We start from the raw sequence: 22297 nt of genomic DNA on the forward strand, positions 1-22297 counted from the left end.
GAATTCATGACTTTCCAGCAGTTTCTTCTGATTCTTCGCGCACGCTGGCTGGTCGGGCTGGCCGTGCTTCTTGTCGTTGTGGCGACGACCGTGGCGGTCAGTCTCGTTCTGCCCAAGCAGTACGAATCGGCCGCGTCGGTGCTGATCGACGTCAAGTCGCCGGACCCCATCCTGGGTGTGACGCTGCCGGGCCTGGTGTCGCCGGGTTACATGGCAACACAGATCGACATCGTGACCTCGGACCGCGTTGCACAGCGCGTCGTGCGGGTGCTCGGTTTCGAAAAGAGCGCGCAGGCCGTCGAACAGTGGCGCGAGGCGACCGAAGGCAGGGGTTCGATCGATGCCTACTTCGCCGAGCTGTTGAAGAAGAAGCTCGATGTCCGTCCGTCGCGTGAATCGAATGTGCTGTCGATCGCGTTCTCCGGCCAGGATCCGGCGTTCTCGGCGGCCGTGGCGAATGCCTTTGCCCAGGCCTACATCGATACCAATCTCGAACTGAAGATCGAGCCGGCCAAGCAGTACGCCGCCTGGTTCTCCGGCCAGTCGAAGTCGTTGCGCGAAGCGCTTGAACAGGCGCAGACCAAATTGTCCGAATTCCAGCAGGAAACCGGCATCGTGAACACCGACGAGCGACTCGACATCGAAAGCGCCCGTCTGGCAGAGCTGTCGAGTCAATACACCGCGATCCAGGCGCAGCGCAGCGACAGCGCGTCGCGTCAGGCACAGGTCAGCCAGTCGCAGATCGAGACGCTGCCGGAAGTACAGCAGAATTCGCTCATCATCGGACTCAAGTCCGAACTTGCGCGCGGTGAAGCGCGCATGACCGACGCCAGCCAGCGCTTCGGACGCAATCATCCGGAGTACCAGCGCGCGCAGGGCGAAGTGGATTCGCTGCGTGCCAAGCTCGAAGCGGAAATGAAGAAGGTGGCCAGCACCCTGGGCACCAGCAACCGGGTCAATGTGCAGCGGGAAGCCGAGGTCAAGGCATCCCTGGCGGCGCAGAAGGACAAGGTTCTGGAGCTGAAGAAGCAGCGTGACGATCTGGCGGTGCTCCAGCGCGAGGTCGAAAGTGCGCAGCGTGCCTACGATGCGGTGGCGCAGCGCTTCACGCAGACCAGCCTGGAAAGTCAGACCACGCAGACCAATATCGTCGTGCTGACGCCGGCCACGCCGCCGCTGGAACATTCCAGTCCGAACCTGCTGCTGAACACGCTGGTCGCCGTATTCCTCGGCGTGCTGCTGGCTGTGGGTACCGTGCTGCTGCTCGAACTGCTCGACCAGCGCATCCGCGGTGACGATGACCTGCAGCAGCTTCTCGGGGTGCCCGTACTGGGTCTGATTTCGACCGCCAAATTCGGCAAGGGCGCCAAGCGCGCCCGCGCTGCCGCCGCCTGAAGGACACTCTGGAATGAATGCATCCACTTCGCTCGACACCGGCTCCGGCCGGGCCATCGGCGCCATCCTGATCGACGCCGGCCGGCTCAGCCCGGATGGTGCGGAACGCATCCTGCGCGCGCAGCGCGATGGCGGCCTGCGTTTTGGCGATGCGGCCATCTCGCTCGGGCTGCTGAAGGAATCGGACATCCAGTTTGCGCTGTCGCGCCAGTTCGACTACCCCTTCCTGCAACCCGGCGAAAGCAGTGTCAGCGACGAGGTCGTCGCGGCTTACCGCCCGTTCACGCACCAGGTCGAAGAATTGCGCGCACTGCGCAGCCAGCTGATGCTGCGCTGGTTCGATGCCGAGGCCGAGCGCAAGACATTGGCCATCGTCAGTCCGGAACGCGGCGAAGGGCGCAGCTTCATCGCCGCCAATCTGGCGGTGGTCTTTTCGCAGCTGGGCGAACGTACGCTGCTGATTGACGCCGACATGCGCAATCCGCGCCAGCACACCCTGTTTTCCGTCAGCAACCGGCTCGGCCTGTCGGAAACCCTGGTCGGACGCGGCGGCCCGGAAGCCGTTCAGCGCGTGCCGGCGCTGCTTGACCTGTGCGTCATGCCGGCAGGCGCCGTGCCGCCGAACCCGCAGGAACTGCTGTCGCGGCCGATGTTCAGCCAGCTGCTTGCCCAGCTGGCGAAGGATTTCGACGTGATCCTGATCGACACGCCTGCGGGCGCGGAATACGCCGACGCGCAGACCATCGCCGTGCGTGCCAGTGGCGCGCTGATGGTGGCACGCAAGAACGTGAGCCGTGCATCGCGCCTGCATCGCCTCGCTGACGAACTGGTCACCGCGAGTGCCACCGTGGTCGGTTCGGTGATGAACGAGCCCTGATGTACTTGGTCGAAAGGGTTTCCCGCTCGTGAGTCTTCCTTCCATGTCTTCCCAGACTTCGATGCGGCTCGGTCTGCATGCCCTGTCCGCAGGTTGGGCGCCATTCTGGATCGTCATCGCCGGCATGGCGGCGATGTACGGGCCGAGCTTTCACGACCTGTTCAACGGTATCTGGGCCACCGATGAAAACGCGCACGGCCCGATCGTGCTCGCGGTTTCGCTGTGGCTGCTCTACACCAAGTGGAACGAAATCGCCGACAGCATCGAGTACGCCCCGGCGCCTGCGCTGGGCTGGCCGGTACTGGTGTTTGCGTTGCTGCTGTACGCGCTCGGGCGTTCGCAGGACATCCTGATCTTCGAGATCGGCTCGCTGATTCCGCTGCTGGCCGGCCTGCTGCTGGTGTTCTTCGGCAAGTCGACGCTGCTCAGGCTGTGGTTTCCGCTGTTCTTCATGCTGTTCATGATTCCGCTGCCCGGTGTGCTGGTCGACACCATCACGCAGCCGATGAAGATGGGCGTGTCGTGGGCGGCCGAACACCTGCTGTACGCCCTCGGCTATCCGATCGCACGCACCGGCGTCATCCTCGTCATCGGCCAGTACCAGTTGCTGGTGGCCGACGCCTGCGCCGGCCTGCATTCGCTGTTCACCCTGGAAGCGCTCGGCCTGCTCTACCTCAATCTGGTGAAGCACGATTCACTGAGCCGCAACATCACGCTGGCCATCCTGATCGTCCCGATCTCGTTCTGCGCCAACGTCATCCGGGTCATCGTGCTCACGCTGATCACCTATCATTTCGGCGACGAGGCGGGGCAGGGCTTCCTGCATGGCTTTGCCGGCATGGTGCTGTTCATCAGCGCACTCATCCTGATCATCGGCGTCGACTCGATGCTGCGCTTCGGCGTGCGGGTGGCCGAGCCACGCGCCAGCTGAGACCGGGTCCGCGAAGTTCATGAGCGGTACCGATACCGACCTCGTGTTCATGAACGAAGCACTCGCGCTCGCGCGCGAGGCCGGTGCGCTCGGTGAGGTACCGGTCGGCGCCGTTGTCGTGTGCGACGGTGAAATCGTCGGTCGTGGCTACAACCGCCCCATCATGGCAAACGATCCGACGGCACATGCCGAGGTGATGGCGCTGCGCGCTGCCGGCCAGGCGCTCGGCAATTACCGCATGCCGGGCTGCACGCTGTACGTGACGCTCGAACCCTGTGCCATGTGCAGCGGCGCGATCCAGCATGCGCGCATCGCGCGCGTGGTGTTCGGGGCGCGCGATCCCAAGACCGGGGCCTGCGGCAGCGTCACCGACCTGTTTGCCGAAGCGCGCCTGAATCACCACGCGACGGTCGAATCCGGTCTGCTCGAAGCGGAGTGCGGCCGTCTGCTCAGCGATTTCTTCGCCGCCCGCCGGCGTCGCACCGACACCGCCTGATGCGCCTGGTGCTCGACATTCCCACCCAGTGGATGCAGCTGTACGACGATCGGGAGGTGCTGATCCGTCGCTACCGTGTGTCGACCGCGCGCAACGGCAGCGGCGAACAGCGTGGCAGCTACCGCACGCCGCGCGGACGCCATGTCATTCGGGCGCGCATCGGCGCCGGTGTGCCGGCCAACACGGTGTTCGTGCGCCGTCGCCCGACCGGCGAATGCTGGTCGCCCGAACTCGCGGCCAGTCATCCGGGCCGGGACTGGATACTGACCCGCATCCTCTGGCTGTCCGGTTGCCAGCCGGGCTTCAACCGTCTGGGTGAGGTCGATACGATGCGCCGCTTCATCTACCTGCACGGCAGTCCGGACACCGCCGAAATGGGGGTGCCCGGGTCGATCGGCTGCGTACGCATGCGCAATCGCGACATCATCGAACTGTTCGATCTGGTGCCGGCGGGCACCCCGGTGGATATCCGCGATTGAGCGCTCTCACCGTCGTTGTCGGCGACTGGATGTCGCTCGAACCGGCACTTCGGACGGTGCGCGAGGCGGTGTTCATCCTTGAACAGGGGATTCCGGCCGAGCTGGAGTGGGATGCCGATGACGCAACCAGCCGGCACGCACTGGCCTGCATCGATGGCGCGCCGGTGGCCTGCGGTCGCCTGCTGCCGGATGGACACATCGGGCGCATGGCGGTGCGGGCAGCGTGGCGCGGCCAGGGGTTCGGCCGGGCCATTCTCGATGCATTGATCGACTCGGCGCAGCAGGCCGGCATGCCCTTGCTGCAACTGCACGCCCAGATGCACGCAACCGGATTCTACGAAAAGGCAGGCTTCACCGCCGAGGGCCCGCCGTTCGACGAGGTCGGCATCGAGCATCAGAGGATGGTGCGCACCCTGGTCAGCTGAGGCAGCGTTTCGTCCTCCAGCGGCTTCACGATGAAATCGGTGACCCGTGGGTAACCCATCGCGCGTTCGCGCTCGTGATCGAGGGGCGACGAACTGAGCATGCAGATGCGCGCATCACCCTGCTGCTCATCGGGCAGCTCATGAAAGCGGTCGAGAAATTCGAAACCGTCCATGCGCGGCATGTTGATGTCGAGCAGAATGAGATCGACGTCGTGGAACGGATGGTCGGCGAACCATGCAAGCGCCTGTTCCGCCCATTCGAATACCTTCACGCTCAACGCCAGACCGGACCGTTCCAGCAGCAGGCCGTGAAAGAAATTGTCGGCTTCGCTGTCGTCAATCAGCATGATGGTGCGCAGCTGCGGCGGGGTCATGCGGCTGCCATCCGTGGCGGAGCGGTCGGCAGGCAGGCCGACAGCGGCAGCGCAAGCACGAAACAGCTGCCGCGGCCTTCTTCCGACTGCACGTACAGTCGCGCTCCGTGCATGTCGGCGATGCGCCGGCTCAACGCGAGGCCAAGACCGGTGCCTTCGTATTCCGAGCGCGCGTGCAGACGCTGGAACACGCCGAATATCTTCTCGTGAAAGCCGTCCGCGATGCCGATACCGTTGTCGATCACCAGGATGCGCAGCTCGTGTTCATCCGATTCGGCCCGGATGCGGATGACCGGGGCTTCGCCCGGCCGGTGAAACTTCAGCGCATTGCTCACCAGGTTCTGCAGCAGCAGGCCCAGCAGCGTGCGGTCGCCCCGTACCGCCGGCAGCGGGGCCACGTGCAGCGTGGCGCCGGCCCTTTCGATCGCATCGGACAGTACCTGCCGCGTGTCTTCGATGCTTTCGTTCAGGTCCACGCGGTCCAGCCGCGCTTCGCTGTTGTCGATGCGCACGAAGGAAAGCAGGTCATTGACCAGCGTGCGCAGGCGCTCACCGCCGCGCAGGATGAAATCGATGTAGCGGTCGATGCGTTCGCTGTCCGCCTCATGGCGGTCGCGCGCCAGCAGCTTGGCGAAATTGAGGATGGAGTTGATCGGCTCGCGCAGGTCGTGTGAGGCGACATGCACGAACTGCTGCAGCCCCATGTTGCTGCGCTCGAGTTCGTCCAGCGTCCGGCGCAGGTGCTCTTCGGCTTCGAGCCTGGCCGTGATGTCTTCACCCATGCCGAGCAGACCGATGCCGATGCCGCGTTCATCGACCAGCCGCGTCGTATGCCACGATACGGTGCGGAACTGCCCGTCCGACGTCATCACCCGGCCGTGGAAACGACGCGAACTGTCGCTTCCGGCGTCGATCAGGCCGGTGAAGAATTCACGGGCGGCGGCACGTTCCTGTACCGGGAAGCACAGGTCGAACCAGTCCTCGCCGCGCAGCGAACTGCTCGGTCGGCGCAATACCTCGCCGGTGCGGCAGTTGGCGCGCTCGATCCGGCCGGTCAGATCGGTGACCACCATCATGTTGCCGGCGACGTCGAAATACAGTTCTGCCCGGTCGCGTGCCTGCTGGAGCTCGCGCGTACGCAGCGTCACCAGTGCCTGCATCTCCTCGTTGAAGCGCTGCAACTGCTGCTCGAACAACGACTGGCGCGCCGTGGCTTCCTGCAGTGCAATCACCTTTTCGCGCAACCTGATCTGCGCGACGACCTGGCGTGCCAGCGCAGCCAGCGCCTCGCGCTGGGCGGCGTCGAGCTGGCGCGGCACGGTGTCCAGCACGCACAGTGCACCGATGCGCTCGCCCATGCCGATGTCGAGCGGCGCGCCGGCATAGAAGCGCAAACCCATCGGGCCGGTCACCAGCGGGTTATCGTGAAAGCGCTCGTCGCACCGGGTATCGTCCACCGTCATCACGTCGGCCTTGAGTATGGTGTGAGCGCAGAAGGCGATGTCGCGAGGTGTCTCCGACGCCTCGACGCCGACGCGCGACTTGAACCATTGCCGGTCCTTGTCCACCAGACTGATGACCGCCATCGGCGTGCCGCAGATCTGCGACGCCAGCCTCGTCAGGTCGTCAAACGACAGCTCGGCCGGCGTGTCGAGCAGCGCTGTGCCGTACAGCGCGGCCAGTCGTTGCGTTTCGGTGGGGGGCAGGGGTGCTGCAATCATTGGACGGGGACTGGGGGCGGGGGCACGGCCGCAACAATCTGCTTTTTCGACATGTTTGACACAAAACTTGATCGGACGTGCACGAAAAAGGGGCTCGCCGGCCTTCAACGCTGCAGACCGAAGCGCGACGCGCCCTGGTACCTGCCGCCGCTGCCGTAGCGGCGTTCTTCGACACGCAGGTGCAGATCGGTCAGCTGCAGTATTGTGCCCGATCGGGTGCCGTACTCGTCGCCGCTGATGAAAACCGGTGACAGCCGGCGCTCCCACTCGATGCCGACACCGGTGTCCGGCAAGTCGGCATCGTCGGCGGGCGTGGCATCGGCAAGCACGGCGAAGGCCTGGTCGGTGAGCGTGTCGAAGCCGGGCGCCGCGGCGGCGTCCGGACTGCCCAGCATCCGCGAAAGGCCGTCCATCGCCCTGACCAGCTTGGGCCACGGCGTGCCCGGCAGGTGGTTGGACACGGCATGCAGACCGGGTTCGAGTGTCCGTACGTCGAGCGCGCCGTCGCCCGGATGGCCGATCCACACCAGCGAGGCGCCGTCGCACAGCAGCAGATTGAAGCCGTTGTAGTCGCCGCCGTCGCGACGCAGCGCGTCCGCGTACTCCGGTCCGCTTGCCTGCCCGGTCAGGAAATCCGACACCAGCAGGCCGCGCGAGCGGGCGTCGGCGCGCTGCGCGGACGGATTGCGGAAATTGGTCAGCGCAGCAAAGCGGCCATCGCGGGTGACCCCCATCCAGGTGCCGCCGGATTGCAGATCGCGCCCGGCCAGCACGTCCGGCGCGTCCGGCCAGAAGGCCAGTGGTACGGTCGGCCGGTGGTAGAACTCGTCGCGATTGGCGATGACCAGCAGCGGCATGTCGGGCCACACCCGCCAGCCGAGCGCGATCAGGCACATGACGGGGCTGTCCGGCCGCTCATCCGGGCGCGCGGAAACGTTCCAGGTGGCGGCGGCTGCCTTCGGCCAGCAGTTCGTACAGACCATGGCGGAACGCGTGACTGCCCAGCTCGATCTCGAATTCGTACTGGTCGCTGACGCCTTCGTAGCTTTCCATCCAGGTCGACGGGTCGTCGAGCCGGCGCCGCACCCGGCCGGCGATGCCGGTCGCCGCATGCAGCGAGGCCTGCATGGTGGCGAGCGCCGCCAGCAGTTCGGCTTCGCGCCCGGCTTCAATGCGGTAATAGACGAAGTAGTCGATCCGCACGGCCATCACTCGCCCAGCGAGTAGGGCATCGGCAGCAGCGTCAGCGCCGCGCCATCCGGGCTGGCCAGCTTCACCGCGCCGGCGGTCGTGCTCGACATCTGGATCACGGCCAGCAGTTCGCAGCCGCCATCCGGATGGGCGACCGCATCGACCACCGCGCCGCAGGCCTGATCGTTCGTGTCGGCGCCATACACCGGTGTTCCGGCGGGCGGCGGCGGGCAGTCGGCCTGCGCGCGGTACATGCGTCGCTTGAGCTTGCCCAGATACTGGGTGCGGGCGACGATTTCCTGCCCCGGATAGCAGCCCTTCTTGAAATTGACGCCGCCCGTCAGCTCGAAGTTGACCATCTGCGGCACGAAGGACTCCTGCGTTTCCGGCCAGACACTGACCAGACCGTCGCGGATGTCGAAATGCCGCCAGACCGGGGTGCCGGCGGGCGTTGCGTGCGCCGACAGCGCACCCCACAGCGATGCGAGGCGTTCTGCCGGCAACACGATTTCGAATCTGTCTTCGGCCAGCCTGAGCACTGTCACGTCGCCGGTGGCGGCTCTGGACATCACACCCGCAGGCACCGTCAGCCCGGCTGCACCCAGAGCGGCGACGGCGTTGCCGCCGGCCAGTCCGAGCGCCGGGCGCGCCGCGCTGCTGTCCGAAAGCGTGACCTTCGAGCGCAGCACATACATCGACAGCTTCTTGCGCATCGGTTCGGCCAGCGCGGTCGGCAACTGCACGACCACGGCGCTGCCTTCGCGCCAGAGGGTGAAGGCGGCCAGCAGGCGTCCCTTCGCGCTGCAGAAGCCGGCGAGCCGTACGGTGTCGGCCGGCAGGCCCTTGACGTCCTGCGTCAGCAGGTTGTGCAGGAAGGCTGCGGCGTCCTCGCCGTCGGCGTGCAGACGCGACAGGTGGCTCAGCGGAACGAGCACGGTGGCGTCGTGCGCCGCGCGCATTTCGGCGGCGGCATCCTGCATGGCCGGAAACTGGCCATCGTCGGCCACGGTGCCGGCCGGGAGAAGATCGGTGAAGGTCATGGTAGGCGGAAACGGAAGTCAGGCGGTTGATGCTGAAGGTCGGCGACCACGTCGGAGAGGTTAACATATGCGACCCGGCGTGCTGCGCCGCCCGCCAAACGCCTTTTCCGCATGATCCGTGTCTTCGTCCGTCTCGCCCTGCTTGCGCTGGTCGCCGCGCTCGCTGCCGTCGCTGCACTGGCCTGGTATGCCCAGCGTCCGCTGGTCTGGGACGGCGAGGCGGTCGAATTCACGCTGCGCCCCGGAACGGCCCTGCGTCAGGCGACGCGTCAGATTGCCGCAGCCGGCGTGCCGGTCGAGCCGGTACTGATGGGGCTGATCGGGCGGGTGGCCGTTGACGGCACGAAGCTGCAGGCGGGCAGCTATGCCTTCCGCAGCGGGCTGACGCCGGTCGAACTGCTCGAAATGATGACGCGCGGCGACGTGACGCTGCGCGAAGTGCGGCTGATCGAAGGCTGGACCTGGCGTCAGGCACGCGCGGCGCTGGCGGCGCACCCGGATCTGCTGCAGGAGGCGGCGGCGCTGGATGACGCGCAGTTGCTTGCCCGCATCGGCAGCGATGCGCCCTTCGCAGAAGGCTGGTTTTTCCCCGACACCTATCTGTTCGCCAGGGGCGACAGCGATCTTTCGGTGCTCAGGCGGGCGCATCACGCGATGCAGGCCCAGCTTGCGCAGGCGTGGCAGAACCGTCCGGCCGATCTGCCTTATCGCTCGCCGCAGGACGCGCTGATCATGGCGTCCATCATCGAAAAGGAAACCGGTACCGCCACCGACCGGCCGATGATCGCCTCGGTGTTCGTCAATCGCCTGCGTGTCGGCATGCCGCTGCAGACCGATCCGACCGTGATCTACGGTCTGGGCGAGCGCTTTGATGGCAATCTCACGCGCGCTCATCTGCGTGCCGATACGCCGTACAACACCTACACCCGGGGTGGGCTGCCGCCAACGCCGATCGCGCTGCCCGGTCGGGCAGCGATCGATGCCGCCCTCAATCCGGCGCCCAGCCCCTATTATTACTTCGTCGCGCGCGGTGATGGCAGCAGCGAGTTCTCGCGCACGCTGGCCGAACACAACCGCGCCGTCGACCGCTATCAGCGCCGTCCGGCGAAGAGTGAGCGCAAATGAATGCCGATAACGAATGACCGCAGACACGATGAACACAGGCAAGGCCGCCTTACGGATGCAGACATACCGTTTCATCACTTTCGAAGGCATGGATGGCGCCGGCAAGAGCACCCAGATCGCCCATGCGGCAGACTGGCTGCGCGCGCGCGGCGACACCGTGCTGCTGACCCGCGAGCCGGGCGGCACGCCGCTGGGCGAATCGCTGCGCGCATTGCTGCTGCACGAAGCCATGCATGCCGATACCGAGGCCCTGCTGATGTTCGCCGCCCGTCGCGAACACCTGGCGCAGGTGATCGAGCCGGCGCTGGCGCGTGGCGAGTGGGTGTTGTGCGACCGTTACACCGACGCCAGCTTCGCCTATCAGGGCGGCGGGCGGGGCATCGCTGCGGCACGGCTCGGCGTGCTGGAACAGTGGGTCCAGCGCGGTCTGCAGCCGGGCCTGACGCTGCTGTTCGATCTGCCGTGCGAAGTGGCGGCGAAGCGCCTGGCGGCGAGTGGCGGCGACCCGGATCGGTTCGAGCGCGAGCAGGCCGACTTCTTCAACCGCGTACGGGCGGCCTATCTCGAACGCGCCACCGCCGAGGCTGTGCGCATTCGCGTCATCGATGCTTCAACGAGCCCGGATCTGGTCTCGATTCAACTTGAAGAAATACTTTCAAAGCACTGTAATTAAATGATTCATGATTGGTTGAAGCCACAGTGGAATCAGGTGCTCGCCGGCGCGGACCGCATGCCGCACGCGCTGTTGCTGGCCGGCCCGTCCGGTGTCGGCAAGCGTGAATTCGCCGAGGCGCTGGCGGCGCGCATGTTGTGCGAGCGCGCCCGAGGCGCTGAAACCGCCTGTGGTGCGTGTGCGTCCTGCGTGCTGATCACGACCGACAATCATCCTGATCTGCTGACGGTACGCCCGGAAGCGCTCGACGACGAAGCCGGCGAGGGCGACGAGGCAGAGGACGGCGAAGGCGGCAAGGCGAGGTCGAAACTGATCCGCATCGCGCAGGTGCGCGCCGTCATCGAACGGCTCGGCGTGGGATCGCACCAGGGCGGCTACCGCGTGGTGCTGCTGTATCCGGCCGAAGCCATGCTGTCCGAATCTGCCAATTCACTTCTCAAGGTACTTGAAGAGCCGCCCGTAAATACATTGTTTTTATTGATTTCAGACCGGCCGAGAAATCTGTTGCCCACGATACGCAGCCGGACCCGTCTGCTGCCCTTTCACCTGCCGCCGATCGACCAGTCGATGGCCTGGCTCAAGGCTCAGGGCATTGCGCAGGCGGCCGATGCGCTGGCGCTGTGTGCTGGCGCGCCACTGCATGCACGCGATCTCGCCGCGTCAAAAGACGCTCAAATTCAAGGCCAGTTTGTCGATGATGTATCGAGGCTCGCCATCGACGCTCCGCTGGATGTGGCGGCGCGCTGGGCTGGGTGGCTGCAGGGCCGCAAGAAGGGCGAGCCGGGGCTGACCGACCTGCCGACGCTGGTGACCTGGCTGCAGCGCTGGATGGCCGATCTGGTCATGCAGTCGACGGCCGGTGCACCGCGCGTTTTCGTGGCGCGTCAGGCGGCGTTGCAAGCGCTTGCACAACGCAGCGATGTCGCGACCGTGCTGCGTGGGTACAATGAATTGCTGAAAGTCCGGGCGTTGGCGCATCACCCGCTGAATGCCCGCCTTTTCGTGGAAGACATGCTGCTGCGTTACGCCAGGCTGTTCCGGGCGGCACGCTGAGCGAAACTTGATGTACTTGATGTCAGCAGACCCCAGGACAACAGGAATGAGCGAACCGCAGGTCACGTCGGGCAACCGCCGCAGCGTACTGTCACTCGCCGTCAGTTCGAAATCGGTGCTGTACGCCGCCTACATGCCCTTCCTGAAGGGCGGCGGGATATTCCTGCCGACCAACCGCGTCTACAAGATCGGTGACGAGGTATTCCTGCTGCTCCAGTTGATGGACGATCCGGCCAAGCTGCCGATCCAGGGCACCGTCGCGTGGGTGACACCGCCGGACGCGCAGGGCGGCAAGCAGCAGGGCATCGGCCTGCGCTTCGGTGAAGACGACAGCAGCAAGGCGGCGCGCGCCAAGATCGAATCCGTCATCGGCAGCCATCTGGCGTCCACGCGGCAGACGCACACGCTTTGACCGGGCCGCCCGGGCGTGATCCGGGTGACCCCAACGAATACGTTTTTCCGGTTCTTCAATGTTCATCGATTCCCATTGCCACATCGACTTTCCCGACCTGGCCGTCCGCGAGGACGAACTGATCGCCAACATGCGTGCGCAGCAGGTCAGTCATGCGCTGTGCGTGTCGGTCAATATCGAACAGTGGCCGCGCGTCACTGCGATGGCGGGCCGGCACGACAATGTGTTCGCCTCGCTGGGCGTGCATCCGGACTATGAAGACGTGACCGAGCCGGATGTCGCACAGCTGGTGAAGCTGTCCGACCACCCGCGCGTCGTGGCGATCGGCGAAACCGGGCTCGATTACTTCCGCCTGACCGGTGACCTCGAGTGGCAGCGCGCACGCTTCCGCACTCACATCAGGGCCGCGCGCGAATGCGGCAAGCCGCTGATCATCCACACCCGATCGGCCGCCGAAGACACGCTGGCCATCATGCGCGAGGAGAAGGCGCACGAGGTCGGTGGCGTCATGCACTGTTTCACCGAATCGCTGGAAGTGGCCGAAGCGGCGATCGACATGGGTTTCTGCATTTCCTTTTCCGGCATCGTCACGTTCAAGAACGCGCAGTCGCTGCGGGATGTGGCCAGAGCCATTCCGGCGCGCGCCATGCTGATCGAGACCGATTCGCCCTACCTCGCGCCGGTGCCCTACCGCGGCAAGATGAACGAGCCGTCCTTCGTGCCGCATGTGGCGGCCGAACTGGCGCGCGTGCGCGACATGTCGCTCGACGACGTCGCCCGCGTCACCAGCGACAACTTCTTCCGCGTGTTCAGCGACGCCGCGCGGCTGGCCGGTCGCCTCGGAGTGGCGGCATGAAGACACTGCGCATCGTGGTGCTAAGTACCTGCCTCGCGGCGACCAGCGGCGTGCTGGGCGCCGCCTACGACGACCTGATCAATGCCGCCAATCTGGGCGACGCACGCACCGTGTCCGCGTTCGTCGATCGCGGGCTGGACGTGAATTCGGTCGATCCACGCGGCGAAACGCTGCTGATTATCGCTTCGCGCGCCGGTCACCTCGATCTGGTCAAGGCACTGCTCGACCGCCGCGCCAGACTCGAAGCCGTCAATGCGGTGGGCGAAACCGCACTCGCGGTGGCGGCTTACAACGGCCACGCCGAAGTGGTCGACCTGCTGCTGGCGAAGGGCGCCGACCCGGTCAATACGCAGGGCTGGTCGGCGCTGCATTACGCCGCCATGCAGGGCCACAGCGCGCCGCTGAAGGCGCTGATCGCACGCGGCGCTCCGGTCGATGCACTGGCGCCGAATGGCGCGACCGCATTGATGCTGGCCGCGCGCAGCAACAACATCGACACCGTGCGCGTCCTGCTGGCGGCGCGTGCCGACGCCCGGGTGCGCGGGCGCGACGGCGAAACGGCGGTCGACTGGGCGCTGAAGGTCGGCAATACCGATGCGGCGGCGCTGATCCGCAAGTCGATGGGGCCGTGATGGACGACGAACGCCAGTTGCCATCGCATTCGCCGCTCGGGCGCAGCTCCGATTATCCGGACCGCTACGACGCCGGCCTGCTGTTCCCGATGCAGCGCACCGCATCGCGCCAGTCGCTCGGTCTGGTGCAGGGCCACCCGCTGCCGTTTTCCGGCATCGATCGCTGGCACGCGTGGGAAATATCCTGGCTGGACCCGCACGGCAAACCGCAGGTGGCGATCGGACGCTTCGACATTCCGGCCGACAGCCTGTGCATGGTCGAATCCAAATCGCTGAAGCTCTACCTGAACAGCTACAACAACGAGCGCATGGTGTCGCGCGAAGCGGTGCGGGCGCTGATCGAGACCGACCTGTCGGCCGCCTGCCAGGCGGGCGTGATGGTCGAGCTGTATGCGCTCGACGCCTTGCCGGCGCGGGTCGGGGAGCAGGGCGGCGCACTGCCGGGCGACTCGATCGATGCGCCGGAGCTGAGCTTCGACCTCTACCAGCCGGATGCCTCATTGCTGTCGGCGGGCGGTGACCCGGTCGAGGAATGCCTGCGCTCCGACCTGCTGAAAACCAACTGCCCGGTCACGCTGCAGCCGGACTGGGCGACCCTGGTGGTGCGCTATCGCGGTCCGCGCATCGATCGCGAAGGTCTGCTGCGCTATGTCGTGTCCTTCCGCAACCACGCCGATTTTCACGAACACTGCGTCGAGCGGATCTATATGGATCTGCTGCAGCGCTGCCGGCCCGAGCGTCTGACGGTCACCGCCTTCTACACGCGGCGTGGCGGGTTGGACATCAATCCCTGGCGCAGCAATTTCGAACAGCCGGACGCGCGCTTCGTCAAACTTGCCCGTCAGTGAGCCGTTCGCGCAGCGCGCTGACCGCCGCGCGGAATTCGGGCGCACCGCCGTAACTGGGGTGACGCGCCGGCAGCGCGTCGATGCCCATGTCTGCCAGGCTGGCCTGGCAGATGCGGCCGATCGCCAGTCGCGGCACGCCCGGAAAGAGCGCGAGGAACCGTTCCAGCAAAGGCCTCAGCGCGCGCCGCTCGGTCACGCTGGGTGCGCGATTGGTCAGCGGCTGGTCCGGCAGGTGAGGGTGATAGGCGACTGCATTCCACAGCACGAAGTCGCGCGCCTGCCAGCGCTGGTCGCGCATCGCGCCCCACACGATGGTGGCGGTGCGTTCCAGCATGCCATCGCGGTTCTTCAGCTGGGGCAGCTCGCGGCTGGTGCGCCGGAAACACCCGTCGAAATAGTCACCAAAGCGGTCGTCGCCATGTCCGTCGGCACCGCGCGCCAGCACGTCGCGTTCGCTGGTCATCGCCATGCCGGAGAATTTGGCGCCGCTGTAACTGGGTGCCTCGGCGATCAGCAGCACGCGGGCGCGGCCCAGCCGGGCGGCCAGGTAGCGATGAAGGTGGTCAGCGCGGATCTGCGGGGCGTCCGGCGAGCAGTCATGTACCGGGTCGTGGTCGCCCCACGGGTTGAACATCATGCCCGGGTCGGGAATCAGCGCGCCGGCGACGACTGCGGTCACGAAATTGTCGAGATCGTTTGCGGACATCGAAGGTCTCACCGGCCGGACACGAAAGGCGCGCATTGTGCATGACAAGAACCCGCACCGAAAACTGGAAGCAGAAAGCACCCGATGAAAGCTGACCTGATGTTTGCCGCGCGCATGGCGCTGCGCGATTTCCGCGCCGGCGAGCTGCGCATCCTGCTGGTGGCGCTGCTGCTCGCGGTGGCCGCACTCACCTCGGTGTCCTTCTTCACCGATCGCGTGTCGCGTTCGGTGGTCAGCGAGGCCAACCAGCTGCTGGGCGGGGATCTGCTGGTCGCCTCGCGCGACCCGGTGCCGGACGCCTATGCCGACGAGGCGCGCTCGCGCGGTCTGCGCGCCGTCAATACCTGGAGCTTCACCAGCATGGCGTCGAGCGCCGAGGGCGCCCAGCTGGTCGGCGTCAAGGTGGTGTCCGACGGATACCCGCTGCGCGGCAAGCTGCGCACGGCACCGGCGCTCAATGCGCCGGACGCCGAAACCCGTTCGCTGCCCGCGCCGGGCACCGTGTGGCTGGACGAACGCGCAACCAGCGCGCTGGGCGTGCGCACCGGCGACACCCTGACGCTGGGCCAGCTCACGCTGAAGGTGGCGGCCGTGCTCACGTTCGAGTCCGACCGCGGCGCCAGTTTCTTCGCCATCGTGCCGCGACTCATGCTCAACGCCGCCGACCTGCCCTCAAGCGGGCTGATCCAGCCGGGCAGCCGCATCAGTTACCGGCTGCATCTGGCAGGCGAAGATGCCGCCGTGCGCAGCTATGCGTCCTGGCTCAAGCCCAAGCTGACGGCGGGCGAAAAGATCGAAACCGTCGATGAGGCGCAGCCCGAAGTGCGCGGAGCGCTCGACCGGGCGCAGAAGTTCCTGCGTCTGGCCGCCATGCTGGCGGTGGTGTTCGCCGCGGTGGCGGTCGGCCTGTCGGCGCGCCGATACATGCAGCGGCACCTGGATGGTTGCGCCGTGATGCGCTGCCTGGGCGCCACGCAGGCGCGGCTGACCCGGCTGTTCCTGATCGAATTCGCGCTGGTCGGTATCGTGGCCTGTGCCGCCGGGTGCGCGGTGGGTTACGTGACTCAGTTCGGCGTCGAAGCGCTGCTGGCCGGGCTGTTCGTCGCGAAGCTGCCGCAGCCGGGACCGCTGCCGCTGGTGTACGGCTTCGCCGTCGGCATGACGCTGATGCTGGGCTTCGTCTGGCCGCAGCTGCTGCGCCTGCGCCGGGTGTCGACGCTGCGCGTGCTGCGTCGCGAATGGGACGAAACCGACCGCATTTCATGGGGTGCATACGGCTTCGGTCTGGCCTGCCTGTCGGCGTTGATCGTGCTGATGGCGGGTGATGTGACGCTCGGTCTGGTGGTGGTCGGCGGGTTCGTCATCGCCTGCGGGGTCTATGCCGCCGTGGCCTGGCTCGCGCTGGCCGCCGTCGCGCGGCTGCGCGGCGGCACGGCCGGCGGCTGGCGCTACGGCCTGGCCAGCCTGACCCGGCGCCGCGCTGCGTCGGTCATGCAGATCGCCGCGCTCGGGCTGGGCCTGACGGCCGTCCTGCTGCTGGTGATCGTGCGCGGGGACCTGCTCGATGCGTGGCACAACCGGCTGCCGGCCGATGCGCCGAACCGCTTCATCCTGAACATCCAGACCGATCAGCTGGCCGCGGTGCGGGAGGAATTCGCCCGCGCCGGCCTGACACCGCCGGAACTGCTGCCGATGGCGCGCGCCCGGCTGGCCGCCATCAACGGCAAGCCGGCGTCGCCCGACAACTACGACTCGATGCGCGCGCAGCGTCTGGTCGAGCGCGAATTCAACCTGTCCTGGTCGGACAGCTTCCAGGTCGGCAACCGCATCGTCGAGGGCGCCTGGCGGGCCGACCAGCCGGGTTTTTCGGTCGAAGCCGGGCTGGCGAAGGAACTGGGGTTGCGCGTCGGCGACCGGCTGGCCTTCGACATCGCGGGCCAGCGCGTCGACTCGACGATACACAGCCTGCGCGAGCTGGCCTGGGACTCGATGAACGTCAATTTCTTCGTCGTCGCCTCACCCGGCGTGCTGGAGGACTTTCCGGCCAGTTACATCACATCCTTCCATCTGCCGGCGGCCTCGGCCGGCTTCACCAACGAGCTGGTGGCGCGCTTCCCGAACCTGACGGCGATCGATGTCGATGCCGTGGTGCGCCAGTTCCGCGCGCTGATGGACCAGTTGTCGGCAGCCGTCAGCGTGGTGTTCGGCTTCGCGCTGCTGGCCGGCGTGGTCGTGCTGTTCGCGGCCATCGAGGCGACGCACGACGAACGCCGCTTCGAACTGGCGGTGCTGCGCACGCTGGGCGCGCGCAACCGTCAGCTCCGGGCATCGCTGCTGACCGAATTCGCGCTGCTCGGTGCCCTGGCCGGCATGCTGGCCGCCGCGGGCGCAGTCGTGATGACGATGGTGCTGGCGCGCGAAGCGTTCCAGCTGCCCTACGTGCCGTCCATCGTCCAGCCGCTGGGCGGCATGCTGTTCAGTACGCTGGCCGTGGTCGGCGCCGGCATGCTGGGCCTGCGTGCGGCGCTGCGCGCACCGGCGCTGGCCAGCCTGCGCGCCGCCTGAGGCTGGTCACAGCCAGAGCGGCGCCACGAAGGCGAAGAACGCGCCGATTGCGTACAGCGCAACCGATGCCAAGTACACGCCGGCCGACAGCCGGCGCGCCCGCTGACAGGTGCGTGCGGCCGCCGGGTCGGCCGGGCAGGGCAGCGAGCGGGCGCGCCACTGCGCAAGGCCCGCCAGCAGCAGCGCCAGTGCCGCCCCGCCGAATACCAGCGCCTTGTGTTCCGACAGCCAGATCAGCTGCGGTACGTGGCCGGTCAGCGTGACCAGGCTGGCGCCGGCGCCCAGCGTCACCAGCAGTGCCGGCAGCGCGCAACACACCAGGGTCGAGCCGCTGGTCAGCAGCGACAGCCAGCTCGCGCCCAGTGTGGCGCGCAGACTTTCCGCCGGCTCCATGTCAGCGCGCCTTCAGGCCGGCGCGCAGGCTGTCCAGCGTGTCAGGCACGCGTTCGATGCTTTTCACCAGATAGCCGGCGTCGGTGATCTGCTTGCGCAGCACGTCGTCCGCAAGGTCCTGCCCGTCCTTGAGACTCAGTGCAACGATCTTGTGCTCCAGACTGACCAGCACGTCGTCGGTCGCGGCGTTGGCGCGCAGTTTCTTCTCGATGGCCGAGCCGCAGAAGGCGCAGACCAGACCGTCCACCTGCATCCGGATGGTCTGGGCCGCCCAGGTCTGACCGACGGACAGGGCGCACAGCGACAGGGCAGCGGCAAAGGTACGAATATTCATTTGATATCTCCTTGAATTCAAAACAGAAGCATGACGTTCACGAAGCCGTCGCCACGATGCTGGCTGTTGACGCTGACACCGACGTCCACCCACCAGCGGCGCTGGAACAGCCGCACCAGCGGGGTGATCTGGGTTGCGTCCGACAGGGTGCTGCGCCGTTCGGCCTGCAGGCCGAACCACAGCGCGATGTCTTCGTAGTCGGCGGCGTAGGGCGCCCACAGCGCCTGGGCGGTGGTGACCGCCTGGGTCTGGCTGCCGGCGTGGTACAGGTGGGTGGACAGCCGGGTGTAGATGCGCCGGGTTTCGTAGTCCATCCAGAAGCCGCCATGCACACCGCTGCGGCTGCCGCCGTCGGTGCCACCTTCGTCGTAGGCGCTGCCGCGTGCGGCGAGCGGTCCGCCATATACATATGCATTGGCGATGCCGTCCCGGCCGTAGTGGCGATGCACCAGCCAGTTGGCCTGCAGCGTGGTGTAACGGCGTTCGATGCTTTCGTCGTCCGACAGGTAGCGCGACTGACCGGCGGCCACCGACAGGTCGGCACGGAAACCGTGCGCCACTTCGGCCATCTGCGCGTCGGGCGACGCGGTGAACATGAACATCGTGATGTCGCGCGGGATGAAGAAACCCGCCTGCGACTGGCCGGCGAGCGCACTGAGTGCAATGGCGGCCAGCGTGCGCGAGCGGATGTCGCGCGCGGGCGAACCCGATGGATCGAGCATGGTGAACTCCTGGACGTTGAACAACGGCTGCGACGCGCAGGCGTCGCGATCAGCGTGTTCAGCCGTGTCTGGGCGGACGTTCGGGAGGCAGTGGCGTATGCGACGACCGGTCGGGCGCGGGCTGAGCGCTGACCCGGTCGATGGCCGCCGGACAGTGTGTGGCGCCGGTCAGCGGCAGCGCGATCGCGTGGGCGGCGGCGCACTGCGCACCGCACTGTCCGCCATTCGGGCAGTCATCGGGCACGTCGGCCGCACTGTGGCAATCATGGCCGGACAGGGCGTCACCCATGGCCGCATCGATCTGCACATGCCCGGGCATCGCCGGGTCGACGAGTGCGCAACGAACCTGGCACTGCAGCGCAAATGCCTGCTGCGGCACGGCGCCAATCAGGAGCAGCAGGACCAGGGTCCGCATCCAGGGGCGCAGCAGGTTGGAGAACGCATTCATCGGAAAAAGGTAGCACGGCAACGACGATGAAGACAGGCCGCGCGTGCGTCGGTTCAACCGTGCCGCGGCGTCCCGGTGCGTCAGATCACCTGCGGCCAGTGCAGATCGCCGCACAGCACGCGCAATTCGTCGTCCCAGTCGCGGTAGGCGACCGACACGGTGACGCACAGCACGCCGGACGAAATCGACAGGTAGGGACGGGTGACCTGCACCTTGCCCAGATTGTCGACCGCGCGCCGGAAGTAGGGTCGACGCGACCAGCGGGCATGGCGATTGATCGACAGCGCGCGGTACTGGCTTTCTTCGGGGCCGGCCGAATGACCCGGACGCACATTGCGTCCGACCTGGCGGCCCTGGTCGTCGAGCAGGAAGCAGCAGTCGGCGCGTTCGAGTTGCAGGAAGGCCTGGCAGGCCTCGGCCATCGGCATGCCTTCTTCGAGCAGCACGGCGCAGCCGCCCATGGCGTGGATGTAGGGGCCGATCAATTCGCGGTACCGCTGGGCACCGTTGCCGCGCGTGGTGTTGAAGCGGTCCCACAGCGCATTGATCACCGGATTCACTTCACGCGTATCGACCGGTACGGCGGCCGGCATGGCGAAGTAGAAGCCCTGCACGAAATCGATGTCCGAATCGAACGCGGCCAGGGCCTGCGCTTCGGTTTCGACGCCTTCGAGCAGCACCAGCGAGCCCGCTTCGTGGATCAGACTGACGATCTGCGGCAGCAGGCGACGGGCCGACGGGTCTTCTACCGACTTGATCGCGAAGGATCGGTCGAGCTTGACGATTTCCGGCTGCAGCGACCAGATGCGGTCGAAATTCGAATGGCCGGCGCCGAAGTCGTCGAGCGCAATCATGCAGCCCATCTCTCGCAGGTACTCGACCGTGCGGGCAAAGCCTGCGTGTTCCGATACCGCCTGCTCCATCACTTCGACGACGATGCGGCGTGCATCGATGTCCGGGTGTTCGCACAACTCGGGCAGGAAGTCCGACAGGTCGCTGTCCGGTCCGCGCCGGAACACTTCCGGATGGATGTTCAGGAACAGCCAGCCGCCATGCGTATCGTGGATCTCATGGTTGTTCACGTGCAGATAGCGGCACAGCTGGTCGAGATAGCGCAGATCTTCGTAGCCCGACGTGCTGGCGAGGACGCGGCCCGGAGCAACCGGGTTGAGGTCGGCGTCGGCCGCGCGAAGCAAGCCTTCGTGGCCGATGGCGCGACAGTGCGACAGGCTGAAGATGGGCTGGAAGTGACTGGTCAGCTTCAAACCCTTGTATCGCGCCGACACGCCACTGGCGCTGTGGACGATATCGGCACCGCAGGGCGTTTCGGCCTCCGCTACCACTGCTAACGTTGCTTGGGCCATGAGGGGCGCTCGAATAGGGAAGTTAAGGGTGTTAACGGCAGTGCATGCAGCACTCTTGAATGTCGGTCGCGCCGATGCCCTCAGCACCCGCTGCTATCCTGCGCGTAGTCCATCCCTTGCGTCGCTGTCCGTTTCCGTGTTCGAAGCCCCCCGTTTCTCCCATCCCGCAAGGCGCTCGGACCGGCCGGTGCCGCAGTCATGAACCCGGTCCTGCAACAGATCCTGCTGGCGGCGCCGCTGTTCGGGCTGGTGTTCATCGGCTACGCCATCATGAAATGGGGTGGCTGGAACAAGGCCGGCGCCGATGCGCTGGCGAAGTTCGTGTTCACGATCGCACTGCCGGCCATGCTGTTCCGCCTGATGAGTGGCTTCGCCGACCTGCCGCCGGTTGACGCACGCCTGCTGATCGCCTTTTTCGGTGCCTGCCTGATCGTGTTCGTGATCGGCCGTCTCGTGTCGGCACGACTGTACGGTCTGGACGGTGTGTCGCAGTCCCTGTTCGCGCTGGGGGGCGTGTTTTCCAACAATGTGCTGCTCGGTCTGCCGCTGACGCATACGCTGCTCGGCGAGTCGGCCATGCCGTCGGCGGCGCTGGTGGTCGTGTTCAACGCCCTGATGTTGTGGACGCTGGTCACCGTTTCGGTGGAATGGGCGCGCCACGGTGCGCTGACCCTGGCCGGATTCGGCAAGACCGCACGCGGTGTGCTGACCAACCCGCTGGTGGCCGCAATTCTTGCCGGCACACTGTTCGGTCTGAGCGGACTGACGCTGCCCGGGCTGATCGATCAGCCGCTGAAACTGCTGGCCGACGCCGCGCTGCCGCTGTCGCTGATCGCGCTCGGCATGGGGCTGGCGGAATTCGGTGTGCGTTCGCACTGGCGGCAGAGCGCGTCGATCAGCGTGCTCAAGCTGGGCCTGCATCCGCTGATCGTCTGGGGGCTGGCCGTGGCGCTGGGCCTGCCCGAAACCGAAACGCGCACCGTCGTGCTGCTTGCGTCACTGTCGGTCGGCGCCAATGTCTATCTGATGTCGCGCCAGTTCCAGGTCATGCAGGGTCCGGTGGCCGGCAGCCTGCTGATGTCGACCGCGCTGGCCGCCGTGACGACACCGCTGATGCTCGCGCTGGTCAGCCGATAGTCCCCGCGTCATTTCATTCCGGGCGTCGCCGGAGTATTGCCCTGCGACAGCGGGATTTTTTACCGCTTCTTCGGGTCTGTGTCCTCAGATGACACAAGTG

At 66.5% G+C, this 22297-nt stretch carries 26 protein-coding genes; 15 read left to right on the top strand and 11 right to left on the bottom strand.

Translation table 11 applies throughout. The features are described from left to right. Nucleotides 1-6: 6 nt before the first annotated feature. From epsF to ACTIFF_RS10055, 6 genes are all read left to right on the top strand, one after another. Nucleotides 7-1395 (top strand): chain length determinant protein EpsF, encoded by a 1389-nt coding sequence (gene epsF, locus ACTIFF_RS10030; RefSeq protein ID WP_439536701.1) that lies wholly within the window; start codon nucleotides 7-9, stop codon nucleotides 1393-1395. A 13-nt stretch (nucleotides 1396-1408) separates the two neighbouring features. Next, a complete protein-coding gene (gene epsG, locus ACTIFF_RS10035; protein ID WP_439536702.1) occupies nucleotides 1409-2272 on the top strand; it encodes a chain length determinant protein tyrosine kinase EpsG in 864 nt (287 codons plus the stop codon). A 61-nt stretch (nucleotides 2273-2333) separates the two neighbouring features. Further along, complete coding sequence (gene xrtB / locus ACTIFF_RS10040) at nucleotides 2334-3203, top strand: exosortase B (protein WP_439536925.1); 870 nt, start codon at nucleotides 2334-2336, stop codon at nucleotides 3201-3203. A gap of 19 nt (nucleotides 3204-3222) precedes the next feature. Further along, on the top strand, nucleotides 3223-3699 hold the full coding sequence (gene tadA / locus ACTIFF_RS10045) for a tRNA adenosine(34) deaminase TadA (protein ID WP_306477892.1): 477 nt from the start codon (nucleotides 3223-3225) through the stop codon (nucleotides 3697-3699). Further along, nucleotides 3699-4178 carry a L,D-transpeptidase family protein gene (locus ACTIFF_RS10050; protein ID WP_439536703.1) on the top strand — a complete coding sequence of 160 codons (480 nt, stop codon included), beginning with the start codon at nucleotides 3699-3701 and terminating at the stop codon, nucleotides 4176-4178. Before tadA ends, ACTIFF_RS10050 begins: the two co-directional genes overlap by 1 nt. Then, the gene (locus tag ACTIFF_RS10055) at nucleotides 4175-4603 is read left to right on the top strand and encodes a GNAT family N-acetyltransferase (protein ID WP_439536704.1); all 429 of its coding nucleotides are present in this window, start codon (nucleotides 4175-4177) and stop codon (nucleotides 4601-4603) included. Before ACTIFF_RS10050 ends, ACTIFF_RS10055 begins: the two co-directional genes overlap by 4 nt. Here the strand turns inward: ACTIFF_RS10055 and ACTIFF_RS10060 are convergent. The 5 genes from ACTIFF_RS10060 to ygfZ form a co-directional block, all read right to left on the bottom strand. Then, on the bottom strand, nucleotides 4573-4977 hold the full coding sequence (locus ACTIFF_RS10060; RefSeq protein WP_439536705.1) for a response regulator: 405 nt from the start codon (nucleotides 4975-4977) through the stop codon (nucleotides 4573-4575). The two genes, ACTIFF_RS10055 and ACTIFF_RS10060, sit on opposite strands and share 31 nt — an antisense overlap. Next, nucleotides 4974-6698, bottom strand: coding sequence for a sensor histidine kinase (locus ACTIFF_RS10065; protein ID WP_439536706.1), 1725 nt, complete (start codon nucleotides 6696-6698; stop codon nucleotides 4974-4976). The genes ACTIFF_RS10060 and ACTIFF_RS10065 overlap by 4 nt, the downstream gene beginning before the upstream one ends. Before the next feature lie 104 nt (nucleotides 6699-6802). Then, nucleotides 6803-7594 carry an NRDE family protein gene (locus tag ACTIFF_RS10070; RefSeq protein ID WP_439536707.1) on the bottom strand — a complete coding sequence of 264 codons (792 nt, stop codon included), beginning with the start codon at nucleotides 7592-7594 and terminating at the stop codon, nucleotides 6803-6805. A gap of 19 nt (nucleotides 7595-7613) precedes the next feature. Further along, nucleotides 7614-7907: a DUF4936 family protein gene (locus tag ACTIFF_RS10075; RefSeq protein ID WP_439536708.1), complete on the bottom strand. Its 294-nt coding sequence runs from the start codon at nucleotides 7905-7907 to the stop codon at nucleotides 7614-7616. Then, nucleotides 7907-8929, bottom strand: a complete 1023-nt coding sequence (ygfZ, locus tag ACTIFF_RS10080; protein WP_439536709.1) for a CAF17-like 4Fe-4S cluster assembly/insertion protein YgfZ — start codon at nucleotides 8927-8929, stop codon at nucleotides 7907-7909. The genes ACTIFF_RS10075 and ygfZ overlap by 1 nt, the downstream gene beginning before the upstream one ends. A gap of 111 nt (nucleotides 8930-9040) precedes the next feature. On the opposite strand from ygfZ, the gene mltG reads away from it, so the two are divergent. From mltG to queF, 7 genes are read left to right on the top strand one after another with little or no spacing between them, the layout of a single operon-like run. Then, complete coding sequence (gene mltG / locus ACTIFF_RS10085) at nucleotides 9041-10054, top strand: endolytic transglycosylase MltG (protein ID WP_439536710.1); 1014 nt, start codon at nucleotides 9041-9043, stop codon at nucleotides 10052-10054. A gap of 55 nt (nucleotides 10055-10109) precedes the next feature. Beyond that, nucleotides 10110-10727: a dTMP kinase gene (gene tmk / locus ACTIFF_RS10090; RefSeq protein WP_439536711.1), complete on the top strand. Its 618-nt coding sequence runs from the start codon at nucleotides 10110-10112 to the stop codon at nucleotides 10725-10727. Beyond that, on the top strand, nucleotides 10728-11780 hold the full coding sequence (holB, locus tag ACTIFF_RS10095; RefSeq protein ID WP_439536712.1) for a DNA polymerase III subunit delta': 1053 nt from the start codon (nucleotides 10728-10730) through the stop codon (nucleotides 11778-11780). It abuts the gene before it with no gap. A 46-nt stretch (nucleotides 11781-11826) separates the two neighbouring features. Beyond that, complete coding sequence (locus tag ACTIFF_RS10100) at nucleotides 11827-12192, top strand: PilZ domain-containing protein (RefSeq protein ID WP_069037618.1); 366 nt, start codon at nucleotides 11827-11829, stop codon at nucleotides 12190-12192. Nucleotides 12193-12250: 58 nt separating this feature from the next. Further along, nucleotides 12251-13048, top strand: a complete 798-nt coding sequence (locus tag ACTIFF_RS10105; RefSeq protein ID WP_439536713.1) for a TatD family hydrolase — start codon at nucleotides 12251-12253, stop codon at nucleotides 13046-13048. Then, nucleotides 13045-13680: an ankyrin repeat domain-containing protein gene (locus ACTIFF_RS10110; protein WP_257081150.1), complete on the top strand. Its 636-nt coding sequence runs from the start codon at nucleotides 13045-13047 to the stop codon at nucleotides 13678-13680. Before ACTIFF_RS10105 ends, ACTIFF_RS10110 begins: the two co-directional genes overlap by 4 nt. After that, the gene (queF, locus tag ACTIFF_RS10115; protein WP_439536714.1) at nucleotides 13680-14528 is read left to right on the top strand and encodes an NADPH-dependent 7-cyano-7-deazaguanine reductase QueF; all 849 of its coding nucleotides are present in this window, start codon (nucleotides 13680-13682) and stop codon (nucleotides 14526-14528) included. Before ACTIFF_RS10110 ends, queF begins: the two co-directional genes overlap by 1 nt. Here queF and ACTIFF_RS10120 read toward each other — a convergent pair. Further along, nucleotides 14509-15234, bottom strand: a complete 726-nt coding sequence (locus ACTIFF_RS10120; protein WP_439536715.1) for a uracil-DNA glycosylase — start codon at nucleotides 15232-15234, stop codon at nucleotides 14509-14511. The genes queF and ACTIFF_RS10120 overlap by 20 nt on opposite strands. 84 nt (nucleotides 15235-15318) lie before the next feature. On the opposite strand from ACTIFF_RS10120, the gene ACTIFF_RS10125 reads away from it, so the two are divergent. Further along, on the top strand, nucleotides 15319-17799 hold the full coding sequence (locus tag ACTIFF_RS10125) for an ABC transporter permease (RefSeq protein WP_439536716.1): 2481 nt from the start codon (nucleotides 15319-15321) through the stop codon (nucleotides 17797-17799). A gap of 6 nt (nucleotides 17800-17805) precedes the next feature. Here the strand turns inward: ACTIFF_RS10125 and ACTIFF_RS10130 are convergent, their stop codons facing one another. The 5 genes from ACTIFF_RS10130 to ACTIFF_RS10150 all read right to left on the bottom strand — a co-directional run bounded on the left by ACTIFF_RS10130 (nucleotide 17806) and on the right by ACTIFF_RS10150 (nucleotide 21060). Continuing rightward, nucleotides 17806-18192, bottom strand: a complete 387-nt coding sequence (locus ACTIFF_RS10130; protein WP_439536717.1) for a hypothetical protein — start codon at nucleotides 18190-18192, stop codon at nucleotides 17806-17808. A 1-nt stretch (nucleotide 18193) separates the two neighbouring features. Then, nucleotides 18194-18526, bottom strand: coding sequence for a heavy-metal-associated domain-containing protein (locus ACTIFF_RS10135; protein WP_439536718.1), 333 nt, complete (start codon nucleotides 18524-18526; stop codon nucleotides 18194-18196). Between the two features lie 17 nt (nucleotides 18527-18543). Further along, nucleotides 18544-19248 (bottom strand): hypothetical protein, encoded by a 705-nt coding sequence (locus tag ACTIFF_RS10140; RefSeq protein WP_439536719.1) that lies wholly within the window; start codon nucleotides 19246-19248, stop codon nucleotides 18544-18546. A gap of 58 nt (nucleotides 19249-19306) precedes the next feature. Beyond that, nucleotides 19307-19696, bottom strand: coding sequence for a hypothetical protein (locus ACTIFF_RS10145; RefSeq protein ID WP_439536720.1), 390 nt, complete (start codon nucleotides 19694-19696; stop codon nucleotides 19307-19309). A gap of 80 nt (nucleotides 19697-19776) precedes the next feature. Further along, nucleotides 19777-21060, bottom strand: a complete 1284-nt coding sequence (locus ACTIFF_RS10150; RefSeq protein ID WP_439536721.1) for a sensor domain-containing phosphodiesterase — start codon at nucleotides 21058-21060, stop codon at nucleotides 19777-19779. A gap of 198 nt (nucleotides 21061-21258) precedes the next feature. Here ACTIFF_RS10150 and ACTIFF_RS10155 point away from each other — a divergent pair, with 198 nt between their 5' ends. After that, nucleotides 21259-22197 (top strand): AEC family transporter, encoded by a 939-nt coding sequence (locus ACTIFF_RS10155; protein ID WP_439536722.1) that lies wholly within the window; start codon nucleotides 21259-21261, stop codon nucleotides 22195-22197. The last annotated feature ends 100 nt before the right edge of the window (nucleotides 22198-22297 follow it).

It is taken from the genome of Methyloversatilis sp. (genome assembly GCF_051861465.1).
In the GTDB taxonomy this organism is placed as follows: domain Bacteria; phylum Pseudomonadota; class Gammaproteobacteria; order Burkholderiales; family Rhodocyclaceae; genus Methyloversatilis.